9 protein-coding genes are annotated in these 12,935 nt (G+C 40.6%); 2 read left to right on the forward strand and 7 right to left on the reverse strand.

What is annotated here, in order from left to right:
* Positions 1-269 precede the first annotated feature (269 nt).
* Positions 270-809, reverse strand: coding sequence for a type IV toxin-antitoxin system AbiEi family antitoxin (abiEi, locus tag L3V32_RS00380; protein ID WP_237283637.1), 540 nt, complete (start codon positions 807-809; stop codon positions 270-272).
* Between the two features lie 683 nt (positions 810-1,492).
* On the opposite strand from abiEi, the gene L3V32_RS00385 reads away from it, so the two are divergent.
* Together L3V32_RS00385 and L3V32_RS00390 are read left to right on the forward strand one after the other, a co-directional pair.
* Positions 1,493-1,780, forward strand: a complete 288-nt coding sequence (locus L3V32_RS00385; protein ID WP_237283638.1) for a hypothetical protein — start codon at positions 1,493-1,495, stop codon at positions 1,778-1,780.
* 624 nt (positions 1,781-2,404) lie between these two features.
* Positions 2,405-2,995 carry a recombinase family protein gene (locus L3V32_RS00390; protein WP_134647881.1) on the forward strand — a complete coding sequence of 197 codons (591 nt, stop codon included), beginning with the start codon at positions 2,405-2,407 and terminating at the stop codon, positions 2,993-2,995.
* A 994-nt stretch (positions 2,996-3,989) separates the two neighbouring features.
* Here the strand turns inward: L3V32_RS00390 and L3V32_RS00395 are convergent.
* From L3V32_RS00395 to L3V32_RS00420, 6 genes are all read right to left on the reverse strand, one after another.
* Positions 3,990-4,691 (reverse strand): M48 family metallopeptidase, encoded by a 702-nt coding sequence (locus tag L3V32_RS00395; protein ID WP_237283639.1) that lies wholly within the window; start codon positions 4,689-4,691, stop codon positions 3,990-3,992.
* A 31-nt stretch (positions 4,692-4,722) separates the two neighbouring features.
* Positions 4,723-8,094, reverse strand: coding sequence for a type I restriction endonuclease subunit R (locus L3V32_RS00400; RefSeq protein ID WP_237283640.1), 3,372 nt, complete (start codon positions 8,092-8,094; stop codon positions 4,723-4,725).
* Positions 8,095-8,195: 101 nt separating this feature from the next.
* Positions 8,196-9,428: a restriction endonuclease subunit S gene (locus L3V32_RS00405; RefSeq protein ID WP_237283641.1), complete on the reverse strand. Its 1,233-nt coding sequence runs from the start codon at positions 9,426-9,428 to the stop codon at positions 8,196-8,198.
* A 4-nt stretch (positions 9,429-9,432) separates the two neighbouring features.
* Complete coding sequence (locus L3V32_RS00410; RefSeq protein WP_237283642.1) at positions 9,433-11,100, reverse strand: class I SAM-dependent DNA methyltransferase; 1,668 nt, start codon at positions 11,098-11,100, stop codon at positions 9,433-9,435.
* 105 nt (positions 11,101-11,205) lie between these two features.
* Positions 11,206-11,646, reverse strand: coding sequence for a hypothetical protein (locus L3V32_RS00415; protein ID WP_029861036.1), 441 nt, complete (start codon positions 11,644-11,646; stop codon positions 11,206-11,208).
* 16 nt (positions 11,647-11,662) lie between these two features.
* Positions 11,663-12,931: an N-6 DNA methylase gene (locus L3V32_RS00420; protein WP_237283643.1), complete on the reverse strand. Its 1,269-nt coding sequence runs from the start codon at positions 12,929-12,931 to the stop codon at positions 11,663-11,665.
* Positions 12,932-12,935 lie beyond the last annotated feature (4 nt).

Consider the following 12,935-nt stretch of genomic DNA (forward strand, 5'->3'; position numbering starts at 1 on the left):
TGATAGGTGGCCAAATTGCCTAGAGATTTTACAAAATATTATTTTAACAGGCAGACTCTTGGTAACGGACGTTTGGTTTTAGCTGTAGTAAAAGAGTGAAATTGCACCCAAAGATAATCCTCTTCACTCCCTGATTTGCACCGAGGACTGATCCGAATTTGGTTTTTTGATATACGAGAAGTTATCTGAAACCTAGAAACAAGTTGGTGGTAGTAACTCACTTTTGTCCAAAAGTGAGTTGTGTGGTTTTTGGGAGTGCCAGCATCTGCCTAATCGTGATCCGTTACAATCAAGTGTGTGTTTCTGCCAACCCTCTTCAAATCTCGAATGGCAGTCTCTTTACTAGCAATCCGCAGGGGACGATCTGAAGTTATTGTATTGCTGATAATGTCAATATCATCACGTTTCGTATGTGTAAACTCGATAACGCCGTAGGGGGTCCTAAACTCCCCTTTACGTCCAGTCGTCATGATCGTAATTCGATCAAGCATTACTTGGGAAATAACACTGTATTCCGAGAGTGCCGATTCTAGAGAGATGTAGTTGTATTCTCCTCGTCGCAAGCATTTAGCAATGTATTCAATTGTATAACCGTCCTTATGACGACTGTATGAGAATACATAAACACCGTTGCACACCCGCTCTAGTACTCCAGCTTTCACCAAACGAGGTAAACTTTGCTGGAATGCTGTAAGTGAATCATCAAAAAATAATCTCCTGAGGTCACTTTTTCGGTAAACGTGTATACCTCGCCTATCAAATTTATGCAGGCGTTCTAATGCAGCCTCAATCTTCACTTCAATGCTCATAAGTGTTCATAAAAAGTAAGTATAACATATATTTTTGTACACTTTTGATTGAAGATAGTAGTTGGTGGTCGTTAATACCTTTCCTGATCCCTGATTGGTTTTTCCGAGTTAGGATCCTAACTTGGAATTTGTAGTGATGATTGTGGTTGCTTTGAGGTGAGGAAATGGCAGCACTAATCGTCAGATGCGATGTTCATTCTCGGTTAGGATCCTAACTCGGAATTTATGGGGATGATTATGGTTGCTTTGAGGTGAGGAAATGGCAGCACTAATCGTCAGATACGATGTTCATTCTCGGTTAGGATCCTAACTCCGAATTTATGGGATGAATATGGTTACTTTTAGGCTAGGAAAATAGCAGTACTAAGCGCACAGCCAGACTCCAATGTTCATTCTCGGTTAGGATCCTAACCGAGAATTCATGGTGATGAATATGTGGTTCTTTGAGGAGAGAAATCGCAACACTAATAGCCCAGAATCTGATCTTTTTCATTTTTAGTTAGAAGTTTAACTAATTATTATTTTTCTAATTTAATAATTAAAAAACCAAACGGTTTTTATTAAATAATTAAATGTTAATGTGATTTTTAAAATAGTGATTGAAGGTCCTTTACAAAGAGAATATTACTTGATAAATATAATAGCCATTGGATTTATCTATATATATCAAAAGGGTTGTCGATATGTCTCAAGTTTTGGTTTATTCTAAACGTAATCGTGAAATGAGTTATCTATCTTCAAAAGAAGAACGTGAAACTAAGTCGAATAGATTTCAAGTCGTTTATAACGACATTTCCGATGAAGAAGCATTGCGTAGAGCGAATTCTATTAATTTAGATGAAAAGAACAGTGTTCCACAAGTTCGTTCAAAAAGACAATCTATTAAAGAAAAGAAAGAATGTCGAGTTCCTGGTTTATATGGTTGTAACCGTTATAAGTCAAGAAAAAATGAAACATTCAATGTATTCTAACGTTGTTCCTTTTTTACACAACGTTAAAGCCTATTGAATTATGTTAGTCAAATAGTGAAAGCCTTAAAAATTCCGTCATTAAAGCAGGTGGCAAGAGAATTTGCCAAGATTGGCAATCAATGTGTCAATACAGGCATTGAAAGTGTCAATGGTGGCAGAAGAATTTTTGCAATAATTTAAGCTTGTTTCGTCTTAAACTTCATTTTTTAAAAGGACAACCTTATATTAGAATTATAACTTTATAATAGTTATAACAGTTATAATAGTTATATCATGAAAAATTGAATAAATAAAATTTAATTTTTCATGTTGGATTTTAATGTCAAGGTGTTTTTAAACTGAATTTTTTTTAATTATATATAAATAACTTTAGGGTAATGATATTTACCTATGAGTATTGATTTATTTTCTCGATTTCTATTAAGGCAAAGGTGGTTTGCCAAAATTATTGACTTAACTAGTCAACTTTAGCGAAATGTAAACATCCCTGTGGTATCAACAAACATCCGTTTTCTGATACCAGACGGGAATGAAGTGTTTGCGGTCTCATAAAGTAGGGTTCGGATTTTTATGATACCCAACCGATTGATGATACCAATTGTGATGCCAAAAGGAGTGAATAGTATGGGACGGACATTCGCTTATTGTCGTGTATCGACTAGCGAGCAAACTGTGTCAAATCAGATCTTAGCTATCAGAAATGCTGGCTACGATGTTCAAGAACACCGAATTGTACATGAAACAGTTTCTGGTAGTGTGCCTGCAACTGAACGACGTGAGTTCAAAATGTTGATTGAGCATAAACTAGAGCCAGGGGACAAACTAGTTGTATTAAAGCTAGATCGACTTGGCAGAGATAACATCGATGTTCAGCATACGATCAGTATGCTGTTAGAGAAGGGCGTTACACCAATTTCTCTGGATCTGCCAACCGCTGATCTAAGCTCAGCTGAAGGACGATTGATGCTGCAAATGTTCTCAGCATTTGCTGAATTTGAGCGAAACCGAATTCGAGAGCGGACGCTAGAAGGTCAGGCTAGGGCTAAGTCTGAAGGTAAGCGGATTGGTAGACCAGAAGCACTAACCACTACTCAAAAAGTCCAAGAATGTAGGGCAAGGGGGCTGAGTCAATCTAAGACAGCAAATGCTCTTGGCATCTCGATCCCAACGGTTAAGCGCCATTGGAATAAGAAACTAACGGAAAGTACTCAATGAGAACAATGTTCCATGATACCTAGAGCTACCAGAAGTAGTTATTAGCTAAGAAGTTTAAACGATATTGTAAGAACCTTGTTCTCGCTTAGCTTATCAAATAATACCAGGTTCTCTCGCCGACATTCAGTGGAAGTCTTATCTTTCGCTAGTTTTGAGTAAGCTGCTAATTGATGCCTGATAATCATATCGAGAGTGAACTGCTCTTTACTCGGAACAATGTTCTTATGCTAACCCTAAAATAGTAAAGATTGGGTATTTGATTAATCAATAAAAAACTGTGGAAGAACAATGTTCCGAATGATAAGTCAGAGAACCTTTCTTTTAATAAGAGAGACTTTCAGAGAGTAGTGCTTGTGGAGTTAATAATTAATACTCAACAACTAGCCTTCTAAAAATATAATTAATTAAAAGTCCTGAAGAGTAGTTTTGCAATTAATAATAAAAAGGCCGAGATAAACTCGACCTTTTTATCCAACGCTTAACCGCCAGTTGGCGCGGAAGTAACCATCTATTAGCGGATAAAATAGTGATACATTTACTTGTATTAAAACTAATTTTTCTTTAAGCCACCAGTGAGGTGGAAGAAATTACTTTTACTGTTGAAGATGAAGTAATATTAGTTTAAATATATCTTTAAGCCACTTTCTAGATAGAAGCTCTGCTTCTTGCTACGGGATTTAATATATTAGATTGTTTTTTCTTAATCAAGAGTTTTTTCAACTTGACTAAAAAGTTTTTTATGTATAATGAAAAACATTAAAAACTATATTGAATTAAAATTTGTTAGTTGAGTGGTTTTAATTGGTGTGTATGTATCATAAACCTATTTGAACACCTAAGTTTGATACTGCGAGAACATTGTTCTCGCTAGGTTCCTAAAAGATGAAAGTTATTCAATTAAATTAGCGAATAAAAAGTCGTGAGTAGAGGGCGAGTGAAAGATTTAGAGCAATGGGCAGTGCCTCTTGGCATTTTCAAAGTGCAGTAGACTCCGCTAGATCCCCATCCCAGAACGCTCTACCTCTTCATGCAGCTCTTTCCAGTCAGGACAATACTTGGCGACTAGTTTCCAAAAGTTTTTGCTATGGCTTTTTTCTACGGTATGACATAGCTCATGAAGGATTATGTAATCCATCACCTTATTGGAAAACTCCATGCAACGAGGGTGAAACTCCAGAACATTGTTCTCGGTACAGTTAGCCCAGCGTGCATTAAACTTTTTTATGTGGAAAGTTGTGGCTTGCATGCCCGTTTCCTGCTGCCAATAGCGTAAGCGAGAAGCAACTTTTTCTAAGGCTTTCTGTTTGTAGAAACGCTCCAACGCTGGTTTGAATCGCTCACGGCTGACGAAGTGGCCTTCGGGAGAAAGAACTTTGAAACGGCTTTGGTTAAATTTTACTTCTACCGTCGATAACTCTGGCGCGGGGATCACTTCACAATAGAAAGAACGACCACGGTAAGGCGCTCGGCTACCTGTGACGATTTCTTCTTTTAACGGTTGATTGACTTCCGCTAAGCGCTCTTTAATCCATCTTGCTCTGTAACGAATCAGCTCTCGTTGCTCATCCTCAGAGGCACTTGGGCCTCTGAGAAGAACATTCTTCCCTCTTTCTACAGTAACGTAGTGGTGACTGAGTTTTGAGTCGAGCTTAAATTCCCACTCGATTTCAGTTGTACCGTATTGAAAAATTGGCATATGTTTCTTTCGTCATTGATGAAGCAAAGGATCAGTTGTTCAGCATAATACTGAAAATTTCAGCAGAGTGCTGACGTGCTACTGTCATATCCCAGCCGCCAAGACCACGTAAAATCGTTCTGATTGTTTTTTTGATCTCATTATGAATATCAGTCTGCTTTTTCCATATCGGTGACAACATGACTTCAGCGATATCAGGGTGGCTAAAGATGCCTTTAGTCCATGCCAGAGCTTCAGCTTCCTCTACCTGCTTTTCTAGGTAGTTGAACACGGCTCGCTCTGTTGCTGTTCCCAAGCCCATTTCAGATGGCTTTGCATCTTTATCACGAACACGCTGAGCAAAAAGCTCTAGCTGTTCCAGGAATAGAGCTTGTTCAATACGTCCTTCACGTTCATCTTGGATAAGCTTTTCTAGCTCTTCTTCCAAGTCACCAAAGAAGGCAGGATCTTTACCTTTCCCCGTCTTAATGGTGTGTTTGAGTTTGTTCTTCATGACCAACGCTGCACTCCCTGCACTTTTCTGTTTGCGGAGTAGATCCATATCCGCAGCATCCAGAATTGAAACTTCGCTGCCTAGCAAGCTCTTAACTTCACTCGCTTCTATATGCTCGTCGAGCATGTTTTTAAGCAGCTCAGATTCAGATGCGGTGATGCGAACCGTATCTGCACTCTCAGGCATTTTGTTGCGCAGTTGGAGTTTTATCTCATTCAGTACTTTGAAGTAAGGCTGATATTTAGATGCGCGTTCGTCGGGTAACACGATATCTAAGCGGCTATTGAATCCAGCGAGAGCAACGAGGAAATCTTCAACAATATCTAGACGAGTATCTGGGTCTAGGTAGAGATCGGCATCCTCTTTGTAAGGTTCAGGTTGTTTTACTGGGTTGTGCTTTTTCGGAAGAATGTCTAACACTTTTGTCAAAGCTGATTGAAGACGTGGTAACTCCGCTTCGACGTCCGTCCATACTTGATCGGGTTGTACGTCACCCCCATAAACTTTCAGCGCTTCATCTAGGTACTCAACCACCCCGAAGTAATCGACAATGTAACCTGCTTTCTTACCTTTTCGAGTTCGGTTTACACGAGCAATAGCCTGAAGCAAAGTATGTTCTTTTAGCGGTTTATCCAAATATAAAGTGCTAACAATAGGCGCATCCCAGCCAGTTAACAGCATGTCAGAAACGATGATTAACCCAATGTTGTTAAACTTGGTTTCTTCTTTAGTATTAGCGGATTCATCACCATAAGGCAGCTTAAATTCATCATTCACCAAGCTTGGGATCTTTTCAGATGGTACGGCTATCGGTGTTTGGCCTTGTTTGAGTTCCCGCTTGATACGCTCTTCGATAGTTTCAAGTTTTGAGGTTGAGCCTGATGCATAGTGAGCTTGTTGTTCACTAATACCTGTGCGCTTATCTGTCATACTACCGAGAGAGATAACCACTCGGCTTTCAAAGGTCGGCAGACCTTTGTTTTGACGCTCCTGCATGATTTTGTTCAGTACGTCTTTATAGCGAACAGCCATATCACGCCCGTCACATACCAGCATGGCTTTAAAGCCGCGAGGTTTCACGCTTGATAGAAAATGTTCGACGAGATGGCGAGCATTCTCCTCAATACGCCCGATAGCACCACGACGTTTTTTGAGTAATTCTTGCTTTAGCTTTTTCTTACGGGCTAAAGGCTCACTACCAAATTCATCCTCAAAAGCTTGTTTTAGCTTTCCATCGCTTCCCCATTGCGCCATACCTTCAAGATATTTAATAGGCAGTGTCGCGCCATCGGCAACCGCCTCGTCGAGGCGGTAAGTATCGATGTATTCTTTACCGCCGAATGTACCTAGGGTTTCTTTATCGTCTTTAAAAAGCGGGGTGCCCGTAAATGCGATGAACTTTGCATTAGGTAAAGAAGCACGCATGAATGCAGCAAGGAATCCATACTGACTGCGGTGAGCTTCATCAACCATCACGAAGAAGTTTGGCTTAGTACTCAGAACACGAAAATCAACTTTCTCTTCGCTCACGAGTTCCCATTTGGCTTTTTTAGGGTTGCCATTAGCATCGGTTTGACCGTGAAGAACATTGTTCTCCTTTAAAATCCAGCACTGTTCTTGCCCAGAAACATCCCTCCTCAAAACGCGTCTGACACGACTTTTAGAGTCTGCAATGGAATCCTCATCTTCAGACTCTTTTGCGGCCTGTATCTGCTTACCATCGCTCTCTTGAAACTTTTGAACGGTCGAAGTGAAAATGGTGCCGTAGTCATTGCTGAGCATGGCTTCTAGCCCAGCGACGGAGTCTGCTTTAATCGATTCAAGACCGACATTAGTAAAGGTATTGTGGATCTGACGGTCAAGGTCAGTGCGGTCGGTAAGAATCAAAATACTTGGGTTATTGAAACCAGAAATTTCGGCTCGCATTAAACGGGCAAGTAGCGCCATCGTCAGTGATTTACCACTTCCTTGCGTATGCCAAACCACGCCGCCAAGTTCTTGGCCTAATAGCTGTGGGTCTTTACCCTGTAGACGGAGTAGCGTCTTCTCTACTGCACGCCACTGTTGGTAACGTGGCAGCTTCTTGATCATGACGCCTTTCTCGATTTCATACATAGGGTAGAAACAGACTAAACGCACAAAGCGGGAAGGCTCGAATAATGCCCACAGTAGCTTGTCTTGCTCTGTAGGTTTCTTTCCTAATTGGTTTTCTAATTCGGTAAGAACAATGTTCTCGTCAGGCTTTTTCGGATCAAATTTGTAAGTCAGATAGAACTGTTCTGGCGCATAGATCGCGCCATACTTGGCTTGGCTGCGATTAATGGCGGCACAAACCATATTAAAGGCAAAGTGTTGAGTGAAAGTGCCTTGGTAGCCATCAATTTGTGCAATGCCTTTGCTTAGCTTAATTGAGCTGTTTTTACACTCAATCAAGCCAAGGGGTAAGCCATTAATGAATAACAATAAATCTGGCTTAAAAAGCTCATCGTTGGCATTTTTGCCAACGTACTGATCAACCACATGGAATAAGTTACCCTCGGCACCAGTTTGGTTGATAAAACGGATGCTACGAGGCTGACCATTTTTGTCTTTTTGTTGCAGGTTCGATTGAAACAGAACATGCTTCCAGAACGCATGGTTAGCCAGCATTAAGTCGCTGTTATGCTCAAACCATATGTCTCTAAGCTGTTTAATTGCTTTGCTTGCACCGTTCGGAACCTCGGCGAGCCAAGGGTTAAGGGCGTGTAGTCTGTCAGTTAACACCGACTCCAGAATAACAGGCTCAGTCTTGTGCGTTTTTTCTACATCTCGACCTTTAATGTGCTGATAACCAAGGGTTTTTAACCATTCAATCGCTGGGCGTTCTACCCCAACTAGCTCTGGATTCGATGATTCAGCCTGACCTGACATACCTTATTCCTTTATTTATTGTTATTCATTTTTTATTGTTCATTTAAATTACGTTTTTTGCTTTTCAGATGCCTTCGCCTGAAGGCATCATGAAGCAATTGCTAAGCGGCTTCAGTTTCCTCAACAGGAACTCGCCATTCGCCCGTAAGTAGCTTTTGCATTAAGCCTTTTTTAAGTCTCCGAGTCTCTTCCATCTGCCTGTTGAGCAATATTAGTTTTTTGTCCACAGTGGATAATATATTTACTATCTCATATTGCTCTGCTTCTTGTGGAACCTTTATAGTTACTAAATTGAGAGTTCGACCAGAAACTAGAGGTTGAGCGTTTCGGCTCGCGTATTTATTCAGATCTACGGAAACCAATAAATAATACAAAAATTCAAAACTTACATTGATCAAAGTTTCAGTAACAAGGAGTGCATTATCTGTTATCCATGACTTTTCGGGAGTAATATGCACTGCTCCACAATATTCACCAACTCGCCCAATAACTAGTTGTGGTGAGTTGAAATTAGGTTTCGAATGATATCCAGAAATCCCATTTCCACCGAAGACAGGAATACATCCTTCTTCCATGTTTTTTTTGCTCAAAGAGTCACCGCTTTTAACTTTAATTACCTGAGATAAAGTGGTTTTTAGCCAACCTTTAGGGATTTGACTTCCCTCCACTGTTTCAAAATCAGTATGCGGTTGCCATTCCCCATTCTCGTCCTGAATACCAACACCTTCTGAAAACAGCTTTTGCATTAAGCCTGTTTTAAGCTTTTCGGTTTCTGCAATCTTTTGGTCGATAAGGTCGATTTTTTTATCGACAGTTGAAAGGACTTCTGCGATTTTTTGTTGAATCGCAATATTTGGCAAAGGTATTGAAAATTCTTTTATCTGTTTTGCGCTGATGTGTGGGATTCCACTGCTTGTTTTTACGCTATCAACATAGTCAGTAAAAATCTTGGATCCTATTAGTTGATGTAAAAACGGTAGATGTAAGCCTTCTTTTGCACGAATTCTAGCGACTCGTTGGACGAGTAAACTAGGGAGATCTTTAGGTGATACAAGAGCATAATTTCGGCCCACTTTTGAACCATCCATTGAAATGACTAAGTCGCCTTCCTTAAGGTAGTATTTATCAAGGTCAGTAGATGAGTTAAACCAAAATTTGTCGATAGTATCGTTATTTCTTATAGCATTTTCTGTAATATTGATACCACGAAGCAAGCGTATGTGCTGTTCTGTTGTTGCGACGTCAGAAAATTCATTGCTCTTAAATGCAAACCCGCTTAGTAGATCAATCAATGGACCAATTTTTTTTAGTGTATAAGGAGACTTTTTGAGCATCGATTTACTTCTCCAATCCTAAAATAGATAAGTATTTTGAGATTTGAATTTCAGTATCAAGGAGCTGCTTTTCGATATTTCTTAGATGATTAAGGCATTTTTCTACATCTATAATTTCCTCAACCTCTGACGTGTCGATATAGCGACTGATATTCAAAGTAAAATCGTTTGCCTCAATCTCTTCAAGTTCAACTACTCTTAGGTATTTTTCCACTGAAACTGAGTCCAGTAGATTGGAAAGTCTATCTTCCGTTTGCTCTCCTGCATCAACTAAAGTTTGTTTCGCTTTGCTGTACTCGGTTGTGATACGTTTGATATCACTTTCACGAAGATAGTTCATTGCTTTACCTTCGCCAAACTCGGCTGAAGCATCAACGAAAATAACCTTGTTCTTCAGTGCCGCAGGTTTGTCTTTATTAATGATTAAAACCGCAGCCGCAATACCTGTATTGAAGAAAAGTGCAGGCGGCAAACCAACGACACCTTCGATCAAGTCGCCTTTAAATTCATCGTTGCCGATAAGCATACCTTTACGAATTTTACCCTCATCACCTTCACGGAAAAGTACACCGTGAGGGACGACAACGCCGATGCGACCATCATCTTTCGTTGAGGCAACCATATGCTGAACAAAGGCTAGATCTGCTTTCGTCCTCGGTGCAACGCCAAGGCCAAATCGACCATAAGGATCTTTAAGGTCAGTGCTGTATTTCACGTTTCTCTCTTTACCACTTTTTCCATCAATGATTTTACCATCATTGAGTTCTAGTGGTTCCCACCACTTTGATTGAGAGAAAGGAGGGTTGGCAATGACACGGTCGAACGTTTGAAGGCCTTCGCCATCTTTATGTAATGGATTTACCAGTGTATCGCCACGCTTAATGTCGCCATCTAGGTTGTGTAAGAACATGTTGAGTTTGGCAATTGCCCATGTTCCTAGGTTCTTCTCCTGACCGTAAAGTTTACAGTTAGGCTTACCCATGATGGTGCCATTATCGTAGTTTTCTTTGATGTGACGAGCTGACTCAACCAACATACCGCCACACCCACAGGTCAAATCGTAAATTTCATGGCCTGGTTGTGGGTCAATCAGCTTAACGATAAGCTCTACCACTTCGTGAGGGGTGTAGAACTCACCACCTTTCTTGCCAGCATCATCAGCAAATTTACCAATCAAATACTCGTACGCATCACCAAGTAGGTCGGCTTTGTAGAGGTTTTTATTGCCCAACTTGTGTTGGTTAAAGTGACGGAGTAGGCGAGTTAGTAACTCATTGCTGAGCTTCTCTTTATCACCGAACTGAATGGCGGTAAGCACTTTTTCTAGTGATGGGTTTTGGTGTTCGATTTCAGCAAAGGCTTCATCGATGTACTCACCAATATTTTCCGTTCTTTCGATCAGCTTGTTCCAACGTGCATACACAGGAACGAATTGCTCTGGGTTATCTTCCTGAATGAGTGCCATTGCTTCTTCAGCGTTGCAACCTTCTTCTTCCATCACGGCCTCTACACGCTCGTCAAATACGTCTGAAAGACGTTTTAAGAACAGGAGACCAAAGATATAGTTTTTGAAGTCTGAGCTATCTACGGTGCCACGCATGATGTTTGCGCTGCCCCAAAGCCATGTTTTTAGCTCTTCAAGGCTGATTTTTTCTACTGTTTCGGTTGTCATAGTATTCTGTCGTTCACTTCTCCGCGCTGCGGAGGTCATAGATGATTGTCGGTATTATACAATAAGCAGCCTTGCTTAAGCTGCTTACTGTCATAAAGAGTCAAACTAAGGGTGTTTCGCTGCAAGCCATGCGTAGTAAACCAAAGCGTTCAAGATATACCAGCGCGACTTTGCATTCTTATCTTGCCTTACATCCTTAAACCAATGGAAAAACATTGACTTAACTTCAGGGGTTACTTTGAACGTCATCATCACGTTGTTATGACACAAGTACAGCTCTTCTGTTGCTTGAAGAGGACGTACACCCATAGCGCATAGGTAAGCCGCTTGTACGATTGCACTCAGAGCTTTTTTCCTCCTGCTTTGCTTTTCTCGTGTTCCTACATTCTCAAACTGGTGCTGAAAATCAGAAAAAAGCTTTTCTGGAACAGGGAGCCACTCAAAGGATTGATTCGCTGTTTTTATACGATAATGTTTGTTTCTTGCTAATGTATAAAACTCTGCTTTTGGTAGTTGTGTCTCAATAGATACAGTGATTTTTAACATTTAGTACCCCCTTACGTTATTGGTTTAGTAGTGCGAATAACTCCTCTTGAGTCTCTTCGAATTGTTGTTTTGATTGCTGAAGCGCCATCATCTGAACTTCAACGGAAGGCAATACAAGCTCTTCCTCAGCAGACAGGTAATGGGCTACATTTAGGTTATTGCCTGAGTTGTCATGCTCAAGCTGTCTGATTTCTCGAACCGTTACATTTCTTGCATTAGGACTATCTTCGGAACCATTCACAAGGCTTCGAGCTAACTTAAGATCCTCTGCATTTAAGGTGACTGTTGTTCTATTTCTATTGCCGATATCTCTCAAATCAACAAAACGAATAGGTGAGCCTTTTTCTTTAGATTTATCTAAGATCAGTAACACTGGCTCTATGCTGGTATGGTTTAGGGAACCTGATGGTAAAGCTACGACTTTGTCTACCAACTCGTTATCAAGCAGATACTCACGTACTTCAGCGTCATATCCACCTCTAAACAGACAGCCCTGAGGCAGCACTAGATAAGCTTTGCCTTTGCTCTCTAAATGATACAAAGCAAACTGAATCCATAATGCATCTCCCGCAGATGTTGGCAGTGCTTTTTTCAAATCAAGAACATATGGAAGTGTTGCTATCTGCTCTCTAATTTCACTATCTAACCGCAAGCCAAGTGGTGGCTCCATAACAACAAGGTCATACTTTTGTTTGGGATGGTTTAACTCAAGTAAGCTGTTACCAATGGAAAGCTCCGCATTCTTGTTTTCGATGATTAAGAGGCGTTGAGCAAGGCTGGCAGTAGAAGCCACGTACTCTTGAAGAAAACAATGTTTTGTTTCAATCAATGAAGTCATACGTGCTAGGCCACAAGCTGCATCTAGTAGGCTCTTATCGTGAACATCGCCAATTAGTGCTGGCAACAATGCTTCTGTATAGCGAGAGCTGCCAAACTCTCCTGATGCTTTACCCACGTTCTCAGTCAACTCCTCTCGGATAGCTGATGCCAACGGTTTTAAGTCTTCTAATTCAGATAGCGTGTAAACAATATCGACAACAATTTGATCAGGTAGCTTCGATAAAGAGACGCTTGGTTCAAAGGTATGCGAGAGCACCCCATCAACCATTTTTTTAATTTCAGGAACCAGTGTACTGGCTCCCATATCTTTAATTTTATCGAATTGATCAGGTGCTAAGGATGCACCAGCGGCAATAGTCGCAATGACATCTAAACCATCACGTACCTCTACAGAACCTCGGCAGTGGTCTAACATTTTCCATAGTGATTTCTTATAGTTAACCATTACG

The sequence above is a fragment of the Vibrio sp. J2-4 genome (assembly GCF_021728155.1).
GTDB classification, from domain to species: domain Bacteria; phylum Pseudomonadota; class Gammaproteobacteria; order Enterobacterales; family Vibrionaceae; genus Vibrio; species Vibrio diabolicus.

Coding starts and splice junctions, on each gene's coding strand:
- L3V32_RS00400 (WP_237283640.1), bottom strand. CDS start 8,094: ATGTCAGGTCAGGCTGAATCATCGAATCCAGAGCTAGTTGGGGTAGAA.
- L3V32_RS00410 (WP_237283642.1), bottom strand. CDS start 11,100: ATGACAACCGAAACAGTAGAAAAAATCAGCCTTGAAGAGCTAAAAACA.
- L3V32_RS00405 (WP_237283641.1), bottom strand. CDS start 9,428: ATGCTCAAAAAGTCTCCTTATACACTAAAAAAAATTGGTCCATTGATT.
- L3V32_RS00395 (WP_237283639.1), bottom strand. CDS start 4,691: ATGCCAATTTTTCAATACGGTACAACTGAAATCGAGTGGGAATTTAAG.
- abiEi (WP_237283637.1), bottom strand. CDS start 809: ATGAGCATTGAAGTGAAGATTGAGGCTGCATTAGAACGCCTGCATAAA.
- L3V32_RS00385 (WP_237283638.1), top strand. CDS start 1,493: ATGTCTCAAGTTTTGGTTTATTCTAAACGTAATCGTGAAATGAGTTAT.
- L3V32_RS00390 (WP_134647881.1), top strand. CDS start 2,405: ATGGGACGGACATTCGCTTATTGTCGTGTATCGACTAGCGAGCAAACT.
- L3V32_RS00420 (WP_237283643.1), bottom strand. CDS start 12,931: ATGGTTAACTATAAGAAATCACTATGGAAAATGTTAGACCACTGCCGA.
- L3V32_RS00415 (WP_029861036.1), bottom strand. CDS start 11,646: ATGTTAAAAATCACTGTATCTATTGAGACACAACTACCAAAAGCAGAG.